A 17815-nucleotide genomic window follows, 5' to 3' on the forward strand; every position below is an offset into this window, starting at 1 on the left:
ATCAGCCCACGGCTGGCTACCTTTGGTGTCTATCGTCCTTCTTCGGAGTAGACCCATGAAAGTCCTGCTTGTTTTTGCTCATCCTGAGCCGCGTTCGCTCAACGGCGCACTGCGTGACGTCGCCATCGGGGAACTTGAGGCCCAAGGCCATGAGGTGCGGGTGTCTGACCTCTACGCCGATGGCTGGAAAGCCGAGGTAGACCGTGCCGACTTTCCGTCGTGGCCGCCTGAAGCACGCTTCCTGCCGGCCGGCGCCTCCAAAAAAGCTTTTGCGAGCGGCACTCTGACCGAAGACGTCAAAGTGGAGATCGACAAGCTGCTATGGGCCGATACCCTGATCCTCCAGTTCCCGCTGTGGTGGTACGCCATGCCGGCGATCCTCAAGGGCTGGGTCGATCGCGTGTACGCCTACGGCTTCGCCTATGGCGTTGGCGAGCACAGCGACAAGCGGTGGGGTGATCGCTTTGGTGAGGGAACGCTCGCCGGCAAGCGCGCAATGCTGATCGTGACCACCGGCGGCTGGGAGGAGCATTATTCCGCCCGCGGCGTCAACGGCCCGATCGACGACCTGCTGTTCCCGATCAATCACGGGATTCTATACTATCCGGGCTACGACGTGCTTCCGCCGTTCGTGGTTTACAGGGTGGACCGTTTCGGGGAGGCGGATTTCGAGCCTGTCGCGGAGCGACTGCGCGAAAGGATGCGAACGCTCGAGACAATGCGGCCCATTCGTTATCGGCAGCAGAATGGCGGCGATTACTTGATCCCAAGCATGCAATTGCGCCCCGGCTTGGAGAACCCGGGTGCGACCGCCTTTGCGCTTCACGAGGATCGCGCCGGCGCCGCCGCCCAGTCCGATCAGGACAGCCGGGCGATGATGGTGCGCAGCGCCTCGCCGAAGCGCCGGACTTCCTCGATCGTATTGTAATGCACCAGCGAGGCGCGCACGGCGCCGCTGTCCATGCTGAGGTTGAGCCGCTTCATCAGACGCGGCGCATACATGTGGCCGTCGCGAATGCCGATCTGCATCTCGGCCATTTCCTCGACGATCCTCTGTGGCGACAGCGTGCCGACATTGAAGCAGAAGGTCGGCACGCGTTCGCTGAGGCGTGCCTCTTCGGCCACGCCGTAGATCGTCGCGCCGCAATCTTTGAGCACCGCCAGCATTTCGCGCGCCAGCACCTGTTCGTAGTCGCGGATGGCATTCATGCCGGCGACGATGTTGTCGCGGCGCGACTGGTTATTCTCGGACAAGAAATTGCGGCCGATCGATTCGAGGTAGCGCACCGCGGCATCCATGCCGGAGACGTTCTCGTAGATGAACGTGCCGGCTTCGATTTTGTGGGGCGGCTCGTCGGGGATGAAATCCTCGCGGAAGGTCGGCAAGCGCTTCAGTGTTTCGAAGCGGCCCCAAAGGAAGCCCATATGCGGCGAGAAATTCTTGTAGCCGGAGCAGACCAGATAATCGCAATCCCAGGCCTGCACATCGATCAACCCGTGCGGCCCGTAATGCACGCAGTCGAGGAACACTTCGGCGCCTGCCGCATGCGCAATCCCAGCCACGGAGGCAACGTCGACAATCGACCCGATCGAATGCGCCGTTACCGTGCAGGCGACGAGCCGGGTGCGCTCTGAGACCAGCGGGCGCAAATCGTCGACATGCAGATTGCCGTCCTCGCGCATCCGCCACCATTTGAACTTGGCGCCGGCGGGCGCCAGCGCCAGCCAGGTCGCGATATTGGCGTCGTGATCCATGTCGGTGATGACGATCTCGTCACGCTCCCCGTTTGGGCGCTCGGAAAGCATCTGGCCGATGCCGAGGCTGACCAGGCGGATGAACGAAGTGGCGTTCATGCCGAAGCAGATCTCCGCCGGGTTGGTGGCGTTGATCAGCAAGGCCACGCTTTCGCGAGCGCCGGCGACGGCTTGGTCGACGGTGACGCTGCGGCCATAGCGGCCGCCGCGCTGCACATTATGCGCGACCAAATGGTTGGTGACCGCATCGAGCACGCTTTGCGGGATCTGCGCGCCGGCGGCATTGTCCATGAAGACGAAGTCCCCGGCTTGCTGCAAGGCGGGAAACATGGCGCGGATCGTCTCGACCGGGAAAGCTGCGGCATCGCCGGTTTTCGAAATCTGATGCTGGTTCAAGGTCGTCTCCTGCGAAGTGCGCTGACAGAGTCAGCGGGTCTTTTCGGTTTGAAAGCGGCGTTCAAGGAGGCTGACGAGACGGACCATCGGCCAGAGAAAGATGAGATAGACCAGCGCCGCGCCGATCAGCGGTGAAGGATTGGCATAGAGCGATTGCGCGTTGGTCGCTTCCTTCAGCAGTTCGGGCAGCGCCACGGTGGAAGCGAGCGAAGTATCCTTGAACATCGAAACGCAATTGCTGGTCATTGGCGGAATGACGACGCGGATCGCCTGCGGCAGCACTACCTTGCGCAAGGTCAGCAAGAACGGCAGGCCGAGCGCCTGCGCCGCCTCGAACTGGCCGCGCGGAATGCTCTCTATACCGGAGCGGAACACCTCGGCCGAATAGGCCGCCATGATGATGGCGAAGGCCATCACCGCGGACGTCCACGATGACAGGCGAATGCCGAGGAACGGCAGCGCATAGTAGATCAGGATCAGCACGACCAGCACCGGCATCGCCCGGAAAATGTCAATGTAGCCGACAGCCAGCAGCCGAAGCGGCTTTGGCGCATAGAGCCGCACCAGGCTGATGGCGAGGCCGACGGGAATACCGATGCCGATGCTCATGATTCCGAGCAGCAGGGTGTTCAGGAAACCGCGCAGCAGCGCCGGCAGGCTGGAGACCATGACGTCGGCGTTGAAGAAGGTGTCCAGCAGCGACATCGCAGCATTTCCGAAACGTTTGGCGTCCCGCGACGCTCGAGCCCGAGCCCGAAATCCGAAATCGTGCCGGCATCGAAAGCCGGCACGACATTTAAGCGCGAACTGCCGCTCAGGCCTTCGGCATAGGCATTTCCTTGACGGTCGAGGAATCGGCAGGTGCGTCGCTGCCGAACCACTTCTTGTGGATCGCGGCCAGCGTGCCGTCCTTCTTCATCGCGGTCAGCGCGTCGTTCAGCTTGCCGAGCAGCGGGTGGTCTTTGGTCATCATCAGACCGTACTGCTCGCCGGTCTTGATGCGCTCTTTTACGGCGAGATCCTTCATCCTGGTGAAAGAATATTCCAGGCCCGGAATATCGCTGACCGCCGCATCGACGCGGCCGGAGCTGAGATCGAGCAGCAAATTCTGCTGCGTGTCGTAGCCCTTGACGTCACTGAACCCGTCCGCTTCCTGGTGGGCCGTGACCCAGGCTTCGCCGGTCGAGCCGGACAGCACGCCGACGATCTTGCCCTTGAGGTCGGCCTCGGCCTTGATCGGGCTGTCGGCCTTCGCGGCGATGCCCATGTCGGAATCATAGTAGGGCTGCGTGAACGACTGAGACTTCAGCCGCTCCGGCGTGATGGTGATCGACGAGATGGCGACGTCGATGCGCTTCGAGGTGGTGGCGGCGAACAGCGCCTGGAAACCGAGATCGGCGATATCAGTGGTCATGCCGATACGCTTTGCCGCCTCATTGATGATGTCGACTTCGAAACCCTCGAACGTGCCGCTCTCGTTCTTGTATTCAAAAGGCGGATTGGTCGGATAGGCGCCGACATTCAGCGTGCCTTCGGCGTAGGCCGGGCCGCCAGCGATGCCGATGGCAGCAGCAAGAAGCAGCAGGTTGCGACGGGTGAAGTTCATTTTCGTTCCCTCTGGTTGTGATCGGACGGGTTTGGCCCCGCACGGTTTTGATGCGCCAAGTGACGGGACTGCCGGAAAGCCCTCCCGGCACGGCAGTCGCAAGACATTGGATGCTATCCAAAGTACCGCGCTTTTCAAGGCGAAAGTTTTAAGCTTAAAAAATTGCCACGTGTTGCCGTCACTCCGGAATAACCGCCGTGGCCTGGATCTCAACCTTGGCGCGATCCTCGACCAGCGCCATCACCTGCATGGCGGCCATCGCCGGGAAATGCCGGCCGATCACCTCGCGATAGACCTCTCCGATCCCCTTGAGATTGGCCAAATATTCCGCCTTGTCGGTAAAGTACCAGGTCATCGAGGTGATATGTTCCGGCTTGGCGTCGGCCTCGGCGAGCACAGCAACAATATTGGCCAGCGTCTGCCGCACCTGGCCGACAAGATCATCGGTCTCGAAGCGGCCCTGTCCGTTCCAGCCGACCTGCCCGCCGACGAAGACAAGCTGCCCACGCGCGGCGACGCCATTGGCGTAGCCGACGGGTTTCGCCCAGCCTTCCGGCTGCAGGATGGTGTGCATGTCAAAACCTCCCAATGCTCAAATCCGGTCGCTCAAAACTCGAAGACAATAATTTTCACGCAAACTCCTGTCTCAGGCCGCTCCCATCACTTGCCGTGCAATCACCACCTTCTGCACGTCGGACGCTCCCTCGTAGATGCGCAGCGCCCGGATCTCGCGATACAGGCTTTCGACGATATGGCCCTTGCGGACGCCGTCGCCGCCATGCAGCTGCACAGCCTTGTCGATCACCTCCTGCGCTTTGTCGGTAGCGAACAGCTTGGCCATGGCGGCTTCGCGGGTAACCCGAGCCGCGCCCATGTCCTTGGTCCAGGCGGCACGATAGACCAGCAACGCGGCGGCATCGACATCCAGCGCCATGTCGGCGATGTGGCCCTGCACCATCTGCAGCTCGGCCATCGGCGCACCGAACAGCCTGCGCTCGGCCACTCTTGTGATGCTTTCGTCCAGCGCGCGCCGGGCAAAGCCGAGCGCCGCTGCGCCGACGGTCGAACGGAACACGTCGAGCACGGACATGGCGATGCGAAAACCGTCACCGGGTTTGCCGATCAGCGCCGAGGCTGGAATGCGTGCATTGTCGAAGGACAGCCGGGCGAGCGGGTGCGGCGCGATCACCTCCAGCCGCTCGGCAACGATCAGCCCCTCGGTTTCGGAAGGCACGACAAAGGCGGATAGCCCCTTGGCGCCGGGCGCTTCGCCGGTGCGGGCAAAGACAGCATAAAAGTCAGCGATACCGCCGTTGGAGATCCAGGTCTTTTCGCCGGACAAGAGATAGCTGTCGCGGTCACGCGTGGCCGTCATTTCCATATTGGCGACGTCCGAGCCCGAGCGCGGCTCCGACAGCGCGAAAGCCGAAATCGCCTTACCGGCCCGTGTCTTAGCCAGCCAATGCTGCTGCTCGGGCGAGCCGAACAGGCTGAGTGCGCCGGTGCCGAGCCCTTGCATGGCGAAGGCGAAATCGGCCAGCCCGTCATGCCGGGCCAGCGTCTCGCGCGTGAGGCAGAGCGTGCGCACGTCGAGTGCTGCAGGGTTGTCGGTATCGAGCGCCGTCGGCTTTAGCCAGCCGTCCTTACCGAGCTTGGCCACCAGCTCGCGACAGGCGGCGTCGACATCGTCATGCGCAACCGGCAGGTTCTTGGCGCACCATGCCTCCAGCCGCTCCGCCAGATCGCGGTGGCGATCCTCGAAGAACGGCCAGGAGAGGAAGGAACGGTCAGGCATTGCTGCCTCCACAATTCTCCGGCCCTGGCGCTCCACGGCGCCCCCCTCTGTCCTGCTGGACATCTCCCCCTCTAGGGGGGAGATTGGCGGCTTCGCTGCCACGGCTCTCCCTGCGATGTTGGAGATTGGCGAAAGCGGGCCTGATATCCAATCTCCCCCCTTGAGGGGGAGATGGCCGGCAGGCCAGAGGGGGGTGCTGTCCCGCCAGCGTGGAAGCGATCATCTCAATTTCCCTCGAACACCGGCTTCTCCTTGGCCACGAAAGCCGTGTACGCCCGCTCGAAATCGCGGGTCTGCATGCAGATCGCCTGCGCCTGCGCTTCCGCTTCGATCGCCTGGTCGAGACCCATCGACCATTCCTGGTTCAGCTGCGTCTTGGTCATGCCATGGGCGAAGGTCGGGCCGGAAACGATGCGCGCGGCCATGTCGAGCGCGTCGGCCTCAAGCGTTGCGGTATCGACCAGCCGGTTGTAGAAGCCCCAGCGCTCGCCTTCCTCGGCACTCATCGTGCGGCCGGTATAGAGCAGCTCGGCGGCCCGGCCCTGGCCAATGATGCGCGGCAGGATCGCGCAGGCCCCCATGTCGCAGCCGGCAAGGCCGACGCGGGTGAACAGGAATGCTGTCTTGGCCTGGGGCGTGGCGATGCGGATATCGGAGGCCATGGCGATAATCGCGCCGGCGCCGACCGCCACGCCATCGACCGCCGCAATAATCGGCTTGCCGCAATTCAGCATCGCCTTGACGAAATCGCCCGTCATGCGGGTGAAGGCGAGCAGCGCCTTCATGTCCATCTTGACCAGTGGGCCGATGATTTCGTGGACATCGCCGCCCGAGCAGAAATTGCCGCCATTGGGCAGGACCACCACAGCATCGACATCATCGGCGTAGACAAGGTCGCGAAATATGTCGCGCAATTCGGCATAGCTGTCGAAGGTCAGCGGGTTCTTGCGCTCCGGTCGATCGAGCCGGATCTTTGCGATCTTGCCTTCGACCTGCCAGAGGAAATGCTTCGGCTTGCGGCCGGCCAGCTTCGTCATTCCCGTCCCTCCCAATTGCTGCGGAAGGAGGTCAGCATGCCGGTCAGCCGGCGCGCCTCATCCTCGCTCACATTGCCCAGCAACTCGCCGACCCATTTCTCATGCGCGGCGGCGATCACGGCGAAAATCTTCGATCCCTCTTCTGTCAGCCGCACCATCGAGGTGCGGCGGTCGCCATTGCGTCGGGCCCGCATCACCAACCCTTCCGAGACCAGCCGGTCGATGATGCCGGTGACATTGCCGTTGGACACCAGCAGGAAGCGCGAAAGATCGCTCATCAGCATGCCCTCCGGCGCGCGGTAGAGCGCGGCCATCACGTCGAAGCGTGGCAGCGTTGTGTTGAACTCTTGCCGCAGTCGTTCGCGCAGCTCGGCCTCGATGGTGCGCGAGGCGCGCAGCAGGCGTATCCACAGCCGCAGGCGGTCCTTGCCGGGTCCGGAAGGGGCGGGCAGGGGACCGGCTACCATGTCTCACCTCCGGAGATCGAAATCGTCTGCCCGGTAATCGACCGGGCGGCGTCGCCACACAGATAAAGTACCGCGGCCGCAATTTCTTCCGGCTGGATGAAGCGGCCTTGCGGGTTGGTCGCGGCTAGGCTTGTCCGTGCCTGCTCGGACGAGCGGCCGGTCGTTTGGACGATGCGCTGGACGGTGCTCTCCAGCATCTCGGTTTCGACAAACCCTGGGCACACGGCATTCACTGTTATGCCGGACTTGGCGGTCTCGACGGCGAGTGCCCGCATCAGGCCGACGACGCCATGCTTGGCGGCAACGTAAGCTGCGACATAGGGATAGCCTTTCAGTCCGGCGGTGGAAGCGACGAAGATGATACGGCCAGTCTTGCGCACTGCCATGCCGGCCAACGCCGGCTTCACCGTCAGGAACGTACCGGTCAAGTTGACGTCGAGCGTGCGCTGCCAGTCTGCCAGCGAGGTCCGCTGCGCCGGGGCACTGCCGGACATGCCGGCATTGGCAACGACGATGTCGAACGCTCCGCGTGTCGCTTCCGCGGCCTCGTAGAGCGACGCCATCGACGTCTCGTCGGTGACGTCGGCGGCAATGGCGAAGATGGACTTGTTCTCCGCGGCGACCTCGGCAAGCGGCTCCACGCGCCGGCCGCAGATGGTCACGTCAACGCCCGCGCCGGCCAGCGCCAGCGCGATCGCGCGGCCGACGCCGGAGCCGCCGCCGGTGACCAGCGCATGACGCCCCGAAATCGTCGCCGCGGCACTCATACTTTCAACCCCGCTGCCGCTTCGCGTTCGGCCAGCCGGTAGAGCTGGTCGCGGCCGGGCAGATAGGGATCCGGCCATTTGACGCCGCGATCGCCAAGCATGACGGCCGCGTGCAGCGTCCAATACGGATCGGCAAGATGCGGCCTAGCCAGTGCGACGAGATCGGCGCGGCCCGCCATCAGGATCGAGTTGACGTGGTCCGGCTCATAGATATTGCCGACCGCCATCGTCGCCATGCCGACCTCGTTGCGGATGCGATCGGAAAACGGCGTCTGGAACATGCGGCCATAGACCGGTCTTGCCACGGCCGAAGTCTGGCCGGCCGATACGTCGCAGATGTCTACGCCGGCCTCATGCAGCAGCCGCGCGATCTCTACGGCATCGGCCGGCGTCACGCCTTCGATGCCCAGCCAGTCATTGGCGGAGATGCGCATCGAGATCGGCTTCTCGGCCGGCCACGCGGCGCGCACCGCATGAAAGATTTCCAAGGGGTAGCGCATGCGGTTTTCCAGCGAGCCGCCATAGGAGTCGGTGCGCCGGTTGGTCAAGGGCGTGATGAAGGAGGACAGGAGATAGCCGTGCGCGGCGTGGATTTCGAGCATGTCGAAGCCGCAGCGCGCCGCCATCTCGGCCGAAGCGACAAACTGGTCGCGCACCATATCCATGTCGGCGCGGTCCATCGCCTTAGGCACCTGGTTTTCCCGCGACCACGGCACGGAAGACGCTGCCATGACGGGCCAATTGCCTAAGGGCAGCGGCACGTCGGTTCCCTGCCAGCCGAGCCTGGTCGACCCCTTGGCACCGGAATGGCCGATCTGGGCGCAGATCTTGGCCTCGGTTTCGGCATGGACGAACTCGACCAGCCGCTTCCAGGCGACCTCATGCTCGGGCGCATAGAAACCGGGGCAGCCAGGCGTGATGCGGCCCTCCGCGCTGACGCAGGTCATCTCGATGTAGAGGAGACCGGCGCCGCCCTTGGCCCGTTCGGCGTAATGGGCGAAATGCCAATCGGTCGGACAGCCGTCGACCGCTTTGTACTGCGCCATCGGCGAGACGACGACGCGGTTCTGCAGCGCCATGCCGCGCAGCCGGAACGGCGCGAACATCGGCGCGCGACGCAGATTGTTGCCCCCGGCGCCGGCCTGGCGCTGGAACCACTCCTCGGCGCCGGCCAGCCATTCGGCATCGCGCAGCCGCAAATTCTCGTGACTGATGCGTTGCGAACGCGTCAGCAGCGAATAGTTGAACTGCACCGGATCGAGGCCAAGATAGCGCTCGACCTCCTCGAACCATTCGAGCGAATTGCGCGCCGCCGACTGCAGCTTCAGCACTTCGGTGCGGCGGGCGTCCTCATATTTGCTAAAGGCGGCCTCGAGGTCTGGCTCGGACTCGAGATAGTCGGCCAGCGCCACCGCGCTTTCCAGCGCCAGCTTGGTGCCGGAACCGATCGAGAAATGCGCGCTCGCCGCCGCGTCGCCCATCAGCGCCAGGTTCTTGTAGGACCAGCGTTCGCACAAGACGCGCGGGAAATTGATCCACGCCGAGCCGCGGATATGATTGGCGTTGGTCATCAGCGCGTGGCCGCCGAGATGACGGGCAAAGATGCGCTCGCAGACGGCAATCGATTCCTGCTGCGACATCGCGCCGAAGCCGAAGCGCTGCCAGGTCTGCTCGCTGCATTCGACGATGAAGGTCGCGGTATCGCTGTCGAACTGGTAGGCATGCGCCCACACCCAGCCATGCTCGGTCTTTTCGAAGATGAAGGTGAAGGCGTCGTCGAATTTCTGGTGGGTGCCGAGCCAGACGAACTTGCATCTACGAATGTCGATATCGGGCTTGAACACGTCGACGAAGGCGCTCCGCGCTTTCGAGTTCAACCCGTCGGCGGCGACAACCAGGTCGTGCGTCTCCATATATGGCTTGGGATCGGCGATGTCGGTTTCGAAGACCAGCTTGACGCCGAGTTCGCGCGCGCGCCGCTGCAGCAACGTGAGCAGCCGCTTGCGGCCAATGCCGCAAAAGCCGTGACCGGTCGAGACCGTGCGCACGCCGTCATGGATGACGGCGATATCGTCCCAATAGGCGAAATGCTTGCGGATCCAGACGGCGCTGACCGGGTCGTTTTTGGTCAGATTCTCCAGCGTTTCGGCCGACAGCACGACGCCCCAGCCAAACGTATCATCGGCACGGTTGCGCTCGAACACCGTGACCTCATGCGCGGCATCCCTGAGCTTCAGCGAGATTGCAAAGTAGAGCCCGGCTGGTCCGCCGCCGAGAACCGCAACTTTCATCGTGCGATCTCCTCTTCGCTTCTGTTTGTCGAGTTTACGCCTGAGACGGATTAATTCAAGCTTGAAGTTTCAGGATTGAAACAATCCGCCCCAGAAACCCAGCTTGCCGGCAGTCGGCTTGCGCAGGCCAGGGACGCCCCGGGCTATTTTTCCGGGTTCTTCGGGCTCCACAGCACCGTCTCCGCATCTTTTTCATAGGCCATGCCATTGGGATAGCTGATCGCTTCCAACTGCAAGCCCCAGGGCGCCTGGAAGTAGAGGATGGTCTGGCCGGCGGCCGGGCCTTCGGTAACCGGCAGCGGTCCCATCCGCGTCTTGACGCCCTTGCCGTCAAGATAGGCTTTTGCGGCGGCGATGTCGTCGACATAGAAGGCGATATGGAAGCCGCCTATGTCGCTGTTGCGAGGCGTCAGGTCCTTCTGGTCCGGCGCGGTGTATTTGAACAGCTCGATGTTCGACCCGTGTCCGCAGCGGATCAGGGTGATCTCCTCGATCACCGCCTTGGGATCGACGCCCAGCAGATCCTGCATGAATGTGCCCTTGTCGTCGGCGAACGGGCCGAACGACATCGCCTTCTTGCAGCCAACCACTTCTGTGAAGAAATCGACCGCCTGCTGCATGTCGGGGACGGTGACGCCGGTGTGGTCGTGGCCACGCATGCCGGGAATGGAACTGGCGTAAGCGGTGCCGATGCTTCCCAGCACGGTGGCGATGAGCACTGCGTAGCGGATTGCATTCTTCATGTCAGTCATCCTCCATCGCGGGACATTTTGCCGGCCGCACGCCCGAGGCCCGCTCTTTAGCGTGCGAATAGGATTGCGTTTCATGCCGGCGCCTTTGCGGCGGGAAGTAGCCAGGCATCATCGATCTCGGGCAGCGGAATGGCGGCGAGCAGATCGCGCGTGTAGGGCTGCTGCGGCTGCTCGAACAAAGCGTCGGTCGCGCTGGCTTCGACGATCGCGCCTTCGCGCATGACGATCACTTGCCGGCAGAGCCGCCGGATCACCGACAGGTCATGGCTGATGAAGGCAACGGTCAGGCCCATTTCGGCGGCGAGTTTTTCCAGCAGCGTCAGGATCTGTGCCTGCGTCGACACGTCGAGGCCTGAGACGATTTCGTCGGCCAGCACGAATTTCGGCGACAGCGCCAGCGCGCGGGCAATGCCGACGCGCTGGCGCTGGCCGCCCGACAATTCATGACGATAGCGGCTGGCGAAGCCTTGCGGCAGGCCGACGCGCTGAAGCGCCTCCGCGACACGATCCCTGAGGTTGTCGCCAAGCCCGTTCTGCTTGAGCGGTGCTGCGATGATGCTGAAGATGGTGCGGCGCGGGTTGAGCGACGACATCGGATCCTGGAAGATCATCTGCAGATTGCGGCGCAGCGGCCGGAGCTCGGCCTCAGGCAGATGTGTGATGTCGCGGCCGTCGAAGATGGCCTTGCCGGCGCTCGGCTCCAGAAGCCGCACTAAGGCGCGGCCAAGCGTCGATTTGCCGGAGCCGGATTCGCCGACGATGCCGGTCACCGATCCCTTTGGCAGGTCGAAATCCAGCCCTTTCAGGATCTCGGCCAAGGGCGCGCGGCCGATCAGCGGCTTGCGCGTCATGTCGGGCAGCGCGACCTTCAGCCCACGCACGGAAAACAGCGGCTCAGCCATGCGGGCGCCTCCAGGCCTGATCGGCGGCGGCGATCTCCGAAGCAAGCCCGGCCAGCACCGCCTCGTCCACCGGCTTCAGCGAGGCGAAGGGATCGGTGTAGCGTGGCGTCGCGGCCATCAGAGCTCGCGTGTAGGGGTGCTGCGGAGCGGCGAAGAGAGCGGCCGTTTCGGCCTCCTCGACCACCTTGCCAGCATAGAGCACCGAGACCTTCTGGCTGATCTTGGCGACGACGCCGAGATCATGGGTAACGAACAGGATCGCCGTGCCGTGCTCGCGCTGCAGTTGCGCGATCAGCCGCAGGATCTGCTTCTGCACAGTCACGTCGAGCGCCGTGGTCGGCTCGTCGGCGACGATCAGCCTTGGTTCGGCAGCAAACGCCGCGGCGATCAGCACGCGCTGGCGCATGCCGCCGGACAGCTCGTGCGGATAGCATTTGAGGACACGCTCGGGGTCGCGGATTTGCACCTCGTCCAGCAATTGGCGGATGCGTGCATCGGCCTTCTCGCCGCTCCAGCCGAGGATGCGCACCAGCCGGTCGGTCATCTGCGGGCCGATGCGGCGTGACGGGTTGAGTGCGGTCAGCGGATCCTGCGGGATCAGCGCCGTGCGCGCGCCGATCAGGGTGCGCCGTGCCTTGGCCTGCAGTTTGCCGAGGTCCTCGCCCTCAAGCAGCATGTCGCCTTCGACGATGCGCACGCTCGAAGGCAGCACGCCAAGCACCGCCTTGCCGATCATCGTCTTGCCGGCGCCGCTCTCGCCGACCAGCGCGCGCACCTCGCCGGGCTCGACGGCGAGCGACACCGAGCGCAGCACGCGCAAGCCATTAGGCAGCACCGCGCTAAGGCTGCGTATGTCGAGGCAGGGTTTCGCCAGCGCGTTCATCGCAGCACCGGATCGAAACGTGCCCTGAGGCCCTCGCCAAACTGGCTGAACGACAGCACCGTCAGGATCAGCGTGACCAGCGGGAACACCAGCACCCACCAAGCCTGATGGATCGACAGGCGGCCCTCGGCGATGATGCCGCCCCAGGTCGGGTCGTCGGTCGAGATCGACAGATTGACGAAGGACAGGATCGCCTCGACGATGACGGCAATGCCCATCTCCAGCGACAGCAGCGCGACGATCGATGGCACCACATTGGGCAGCACCTCGCACAGCATGATGCCGATGCGGCCGTAGCCGGCGATGCGGGCGTTCTCGACATAATCCATGCGCGACTGGCCCATGGTCTCGGCGCGGATCACCCGGCAGAAGCGCGTCCAGTCGATGACGGCAATGGCAATGATGACCGAGCTCAAGCCGGTGCCGAGCACGGCGACCAAAAGGATGGCAAACAGCACCGGCGGAAACGCCATCCAGACATCGACAACGCGCGAGATGATGCGGTCGGCCCAGCCGCCGAAATAACCAACGATCAGGCCGAGCGTCGAGCCGACCAGGCAGGCCGCGATGGCGGCGGCGAAGGCGACGATGAAGGCGATGCGGGCGCCGAAGATCAGCCGTGACAGGAGATCGCGGCCGAGACTATCGGTGCCGAGCCAGTAGCCGGGCTCGGCTCCATCGAGCCAGAACGGCGGCAGGCGCTCCAGCATCAAATCCTGCGCCAGCGGGTCCTGCGGTGCGACCAGCGGCGCAAAAATTGCGGCCAGCAGCGCAATCAGCAGCCAGCCGCCGGCCAGCCACAGGCGTGCCCGCGAGCCATGTCTCGAAATGCGGGCCTCATCCATGGCGCAGCCTCGGATTGAGCAGGGCGTACATCATGTCGACGGCAAGGTTGATCAGCACAAACAGCAGCGCGAAGACCAGCACGATGCCCTGGATCAGCGGCAGGTCGCGGTTGATGACGGCATCGATCGCCATGTTGCCGAGACCTTCATAGGAAAACAGTCGTTCGACGATGACCGTGCCGCCGATCAGGAAGGTGAACTGCACGCCGACCAGCGTCAGCGTCGGCAGGGCCGCGTTCTTCAGCGCCTCGCGCAGGATGACCTGCGTTTCCGAAAAGCCCTTTACCCGCGCCAGCACGACGTAGTCGAGGTCGAGCACTTCCTTCAGCGACTGTTTCAGCAGCTGCGAGATGATCGCGGCCAGTGGCAGCGCCAGCGCAATCGCCGGCATCAGCATGTGTGCCAGCAGGTCCCTGGTCAGGTCGAAGCGCAGCCGTACGATGCTTTCGAACAGATAGAATTGCGTGGCGAAGGGCAGGTCGAGCTGCGGCGACACCCGGCCAGAAATGTCGAAGATAGGCACCAGCACGCCGAACAGAAGGATCAGCACCAGGCCCCACAGGAAATCGGGAATCGAGAGTGCCGCACCGCTGGCAATGTCGATGCCGGCTTCGACCGCGGTGCCGCGTTCGCGCGCGCCGAGGATCGCCGTCGTGCCGCCGATCGCCAGCGCCATCACAAGCGCGACGATGGCGAGTTCCAGCGTGGCCGGGAGGCGATTGAAGACCAGCCCAAGCACGTCCTGCCGCAGTGAGATCGACGTGCCGAAATCGCCCCTGACGACACCGGCCAGCCAGATGAAGAATTGCTGGACGATGGTCTTGTCCAGCCCGTAAAGCGCGCGCAGCCGAGCGATGTCGGCATCGGTCGCGCCGGGCGGCAGCATCATCGCGATCGGGTCGCCCGGCGCGACACGGATGACGATAAAGACGACGACGGCCACGCCGAACAGCGTGATCGCCATCGTCAGAAGACGGATCAGGAATCTTTGCAGCAGCATGGTCGCCCGTGGCGGAAAATGCGCGCCGTCATTCCGGACGGCGCGCGGCAAGCCGAAGACTGTCTCAGGCCGGGCTCATCAGCGCCGGCAGAAGTGCGCCCGACACATGCTGCACCACATTGACGCCCTTGGCATGCACGATCGGCTGCGCATACTGGATCAGCGGCAGCACATAGGCCTGTTCGGCGATGTATTTGTCGACGGCCTTCCAGCCGGCAATGCGCTTGGCCTCGTCCTTCTCGCCCCATAGTGGATTGATCATGTCGATCAGGTCCTGGCTGTCCCATACCGAATGCGGGCTTGGGCCATACATGGCAAAGCCGGTCGACGTGGTGGGATCGCCGATGGCATTGCCCCAATTGTAGAAGGCCGCCGGCGCCAGCTTGTCGGCGGCGCGCAGCTCGTAGTGCTTGGCGATCTCGTAGACCTCGATCGTTGCCTCGATGCCGACCTTGCGCCACATGCCGACGATCGCCTGGATCATCTCGTAGTCCTTGGGCTTGAAGCCCTTGGTCGTCTGTATCGTGAACTTGACCGGCTTTTCCGGCGAATAGCCGGAGGCGGCCAGCAGTTCCTTGGCCTTGTCCGGATTGTGCTCCACCTTGATCGACGCATCGTAGGCCTCGTATTCCGGCGTCTCCAGCGTATCGATGGGCTGGGCGTAACCGCGCAGCAGCCGGTCGACCAAAAGCTTTTTGTCGACCGCCATCACCGCCGCCTGGCGCACGTTCTTGTCCAGCATCACGTCGATGTCGTTGAAGAAGATCATGCCGATGTCGGAGACGTTCTTGCATGAGCCGGCAAGTCCATCCTTGGCGATCAGGCGGTCATATTCCTCATAGGGGATTTCCAGCGTCACCTGCGAGGAACCGGACTCGATCTCGGCGACGCGGCTCGCCGCATCGGTGACGAACTTGATGGTTACGTTTTCGAAGGCCGGCTTGCCGCCCCAGTAGTTCGGGTTGGCCTTGAGCCGCAGGAAGGCGTTGCGCTCGAATTTGTCGACCATATAGGGCCCGGTGCCGATCGGGGCTTTCTCAAAACCCTCGGCGCCGACCTTTTCGTAATAGGCCTTCGGCATGATGTAGCCGGTCAGGAACGACATCCACTTGAAATACACCGGGTCGAATTGCACGACGTCGCCGGTGATCTTGTTGCCGTCGATCTTGAAGTTGTTGACGTTCTTCCAGACGAACTGGATCGGGTTGCCGGTCTTTTCATCGCCCGCCCGCTGCAGCGACCAGACCACGTCTTCGGCCGTGAATGGCGAGCCGTCATGCCAGGTGACGCCCCCGCGCACCGTCATCATGATCTTGCTGCGACCCTCGTTCCAGCCCCATTCGGTGAGCAGGCCGGGCGCGAAAGAAAGATCCGGCTTCTGCGGGATGAACTGGTCGAACACCGACTGGTAGAGACCCTGGATGGTCGGGTTGACCGCCGAAGGCCCGGTGGTCGGGTCCCAGGACGGCAAATTGACATTGTAGGCGATGGTCAGTTCGCCGGCAGCCTTGGCGATTTGCGGCAGGCCGAGCGCCGTGGCGCCAAGTGCGGCCGCGCCATATCCGAGCAATTCTCGTCTGTTGATTGTCATGGTCGTTCCCCTGTTGCTTTTATGCGCGGTGTCGTTGTCAATCGGTGGGTTCAGGCTCCTTGGGCAACCGCGCCTTGTCCTCCTTCACCCTAGATGAAAAATGGAGCCTACCTCCCGCCAAGTTGTTGCGCGAGCATGAAGCCCGACGCCGCCCCGGTGCCGGCGCCGGGCCATGTTGCCGCCCCGGTCAGGTGCAGATTGCCGACCGGCGTGTTCCAGCCAGCGTAACCGCGCGCCGGCCGGAACAGGAAATTCTGCGCCAGATGATGGCTGCCGCAGATCTGGTCGCCGCCGACAAGGTTCGGGTTCTCGCGTTCGAGGTCGATGGGCGAGAACACGGCGCGGCCAAGGATCTTCCGGCGAAGGCCGGGCGCATAGGTCTCGATGATATCGAGGACGCGCTCGGCGTAGTGCTCCCTAGCCTCGTCCCAGTGAGCCGCCGCGATCGTGCCCGCCGCATCGCCTGCAATCTCGGCTGGCAGCATGCGCACCTGCACCCAAAGTACGTGCTTGCCGTCCGGCGCGCGCGAGGGATCGACGGCCGTCGGCTGGCCGACGACCAGCACCGGTTCGTCCGGCAGCATGCCTGACATCGCCTGCTGATAGGTCCGCGACATGGCATCGAGCGACGGCGACAGATGCACATAGGCGAACTGCCGAAGCTCGGCGCCGGCGCGCCAGTCCGGCAGATCGTCGAGCGCCAGATGGATCATCAACGTCCCCGGCGCGTGGCGGAATTTTTTCACGGCCGTGTCGAAGCCGGTGTCGCCCGATCCGTTAGGCAAAAGTTTCCCGGTCAGCGCCTTGGGCGCGACACCGGCGATGACGGCCTTGGTGGCTGTGTGGGTCTCGCCGGAAGCGAGCCGCACGCCGGTCGCTTTGCCGGCCGAAACCGTGATCTCGGCGACATCAGCCCCGGTGACGATCTTGCCGCCGGCGGCCGTGAGCATGCCCGACAAAGCGCGGATAATCGTGTCGGCGCCGCCTCTGCCGAGCACCATGCCGAAGCACTGGTTGGCCATGGATTCGAGGTAAGGGAACACCGCGCCGCCGGCGATGTCAGGCGCGAAATCGAGATGCATGCCCCAGGTGGCGAGCGTCGCCCGGACATGCGGTGAATGGAAAGTCTCCTCGAGCCAGGCGCGGGGTGACGAAAGCAGCAACCGACCAGTATCGAGCGCGCCGGCAAAACCCTTCTTGCGCCAGAGGTTCCAGGCGGTGCCGGCGAGCGCACGGCCGCTCATCGGCGAGCCCAGCAGCCGGAACAGATGCTCGGCCTCCGCCGGGAATGCCGCAACCAGACGGCGCCATGTCTGTGCGTCGGCGTCGGAAAAAGCGGCCATGCGCGAGGCGGTCTCTTCCAGGTCGCTGCTGACGCCGAACCAGCGACCGTCGGGGAAGGCGCTGGCAAAACAGTCGGCCACCGGCACGAATTCCAGCCCGTGGGTTTTCAATTCATTTGCATATTTCTTGTGAAAGGCCGAGCCGGCGAACAGGCTGAGATTCATCGCGCCGAAATCGTGCCGGAAGCCCGGAAGCGTCAATTCGCGCGTCTGGACGGCGCCGCCGATCTTTGCATTACGCTCGAAAACTGCCGTTTTCCAGCCTTTGAGCGCCAGATGCGCGGCGCATGCCAGACTGTTGTGGCCTGCCCCGACAAATATGGCGTCGAACTCGCTCACGCCCCGTCCCATTTTCCTTTATGCTTAAAGATAATTGCAGATGCAT

Annotated in this window: 17 protein-coding genes; 1 reads left to right on the plus strand and 16 read right to left on the minus strand. The window is 63.6% G+C overall.

The window, feature by feature from the left end:
* The first annotated feature begins 55 nt into the window (after positions 1-55).
* Positions 56-928, plus strand: coding sequence for an NAD(P)H-dependent oxidoreductase (locus NKI47_RS15575; protein ID WP_352591258.1), 873 nt, complete (start codon positions 56-58; stop codon positions 926-928).
* Here NKI47_RS15575 and NKI47_RS15580 read toward each other — a convergent pair.
* From NKI47_RS15580 to NKI47_RS15655, 16 genes are all read right to left on the minus strand, one after another.
* Positions 859-2151 carry a cysteine desulfurase-like protein gene (locus tag NKI47_RS15580; RefSeq protein WP_352591261.1) on the minus strand — a complete coding sequence of 431 codons (1293 nt, stop codon included), beginning with the start codon at positions 2149-2151 and terminating at the stop codon, positions 859-861. The genes NKI47_RS15575 and NKI47_RS15580 overlap by 70 nt on opposite strands.
* A gap of 30 nt (positions 2152-2181) precedes the next feature.
* Entirely contained in the window at positions 2182-2856 is a 675-nt protein-coding gene (locus NKI47_RS15585) for an amino acid ABC transporter permease (RefSeq protein ID WP_292656040.1), read from the minus strand.
* Positions 2857-2965: 109 nt separating this feature from the next.
* On the minus strand, positions 2966-3757 hold the full coding sequence (locus tag NKI47_RS15590) for an ABC transporter substrate-binding protein (RefSeq protein ID WP_352570264.1): 792 nt from the start codon (positions 3755-3757) through the stop codon (positions 2966-2968).
* 178 nt (positions 3758-3935) lie between these two features.
* Positions 3936-4331 carry a RidA family protein gene (locus tag NKI47_RS15595; protein WP_023676831.1) on the minus strand — a complete coding sequence of 132 codons (396 nt, stop codon included), beginning with the start codon at positions 4329-4331 and terminating at the stop codon, positions 3936-3938.
* A 72-nt stretch (positions 4332-4403) separates the two neighbouring features.
* Positions 4404-5552, minus strand: coding sequence for an acyl-CoA dehydrogenase family protein (locus NKI47_RS15600; RefSeq protein ID WP_352591266.1), 1149 nt, complete (start codon positions 5550-5552; stop codon positions 4404-4406).
* A 224-nt stretch (positions 5553-5776) separates the two neighbouring features.
* On the minus strand, positions 5777-6589 hold the full coding sequence (locus NKI47_RS15605) for an enoyl-CoA hydratase family protein (protein WP_023676833.1): 813 nt from the start codon (positions 6587-6589) through the stop codon (positions 5777-5779).
* Positions 6586-7056, minus strand: coding sequence for a MarR family winged helix-turn-helix transcriptional regulator (locus tag NKI47_RS15610; protein ID WP_023676834.1), 471 nt, complete (start codon positions 7054-7056; stop codon positions 6586-6588). Before NKI47_RS15610 ends, NKI47_RS15605 begins: the two co-directional genes overlap by 4 nt.
* Entirely contained in the window at positions 7050-7823 is a 774-nt protein-coding gene (locus NKI47_RS15615; RefSeq protein ID WP_352591269.1) for an SDR family NAD(P)-dependent oxidoreductase, read from the minus strand. The genes NKI47_RS15610 and NKI47_RS15615 overlap by 7 nt, the downstream gene beginning before the upstream one ends.
* Positions 7820-10114 carry a bifunctional salicylyl-CoA 5-hydroxylase/oxidoreductase gene (locus NKI47_RS15620; RefSeq protein ID WP_352570269.1) on the minus strand — a complete coding sequence of 765 codons (2295 nt, stop codon included), beginning with the start codon at positions 10112-10114 and terminating at the stop codon, positions 7820-7822. Before NKI47_RS15620 ends, NKI47_RS15615 begins: the two co-directional genes overlap by 4 nt.
* A gap of 143 nt (positions 10115-10257) precedes the next feature.
* Entirely contained in the window at positions 10258-10857 is a 600-nt protein-coding gene (locus NKI47_RS15625; RefSeq protein ID WP_352570271.1) for a VOC family protein, read from the minus strand.
* A gap of 80 nt (positions 10858-10937) precedes the next feature.
* On the minus strand, positions 10938-11768 hold the full coding sequence (locus NKI47_RS15630; protein WP_352591272.1) for an ATP-binding cassette domain-containing protein: 831 nt from the start codon (positions 11766-11768) through the stop codon (positions 10938-10940).
* Positions 11761-12651, minus strand: coding sequence for an ABC transporter ATP-binding protein (locus NKI47_RS15635; RefSeq protein ID WP_352455070.1), 891 nt, complete (start codon positions 12649-12651; stop codon positions 11761-11763). The genes NKI47_RS15630 and NKI47_RS15635 overlap by 8 nt, the downstream gene beginning before the upstream one ends.
* On the minus strand, positions 12648-13496 hold the full coding sequence (locus NKI47_RS15640) for an ABC transporter permease (RefSeq protein ID WP_352570275.1): 849 nt from the start codon (positions 13494-13496) through the stop codon (positions 12648-12650). Before NKI47_RS15640 ends, NKI47_RS15635 begins: the two co-directional genes overlap by 4 nt.
* Positions 13489-14496 carry an ABC transporter permease gene (locus tag NKI47_RS15645; protein ID WP_023676841.1) on the minus strand — a complete coding sequence of 336 codons (1008 nt, stop codon included), beginning with the start codon at positions 14494-14496 and terminating at the stop codon, positions 13489-13491. The genes NKI47_RS15640 and NKI47_RS15645 overlap by 8 nt, the downstream gene beginning before the upstream one ends.
* 64 nt (positions 14497-14560) lie before the next feature.
* Positions 14561-16087, minus strand: coding sequence for an ABC transporter substrate-binding protein (locus NKI47_RS15650; RefSeq protein ID WP_352591276.1), 1527 nt, complete (start codon positions 16085-16087; stop codon positions 14561-14563).
* Between the two features lie 107 nt (positions 16088-16194).
* Positions 16195-17769, minus strand: a complete 1575-nt coding sequence (locus NKI47_RS15655; RefSeq protein WP_352591279.1) for a phytoene desaturase family protein — start codon at positions 17767-17769, stop codon at positions 16195-16197.
* Positions 17770-17815 lie beyond the last annotated feature (46 nt).

Source organism: Mesorhizobium sp. M0633 (genome assembly GCF_040320645.1).
Classification (GTDB): domain Bacteria; phylum Pseudomonadota; class Alphaproteobacteria; order Rhizobiales; family Rhizobiaceae; genus Mesorhizobium.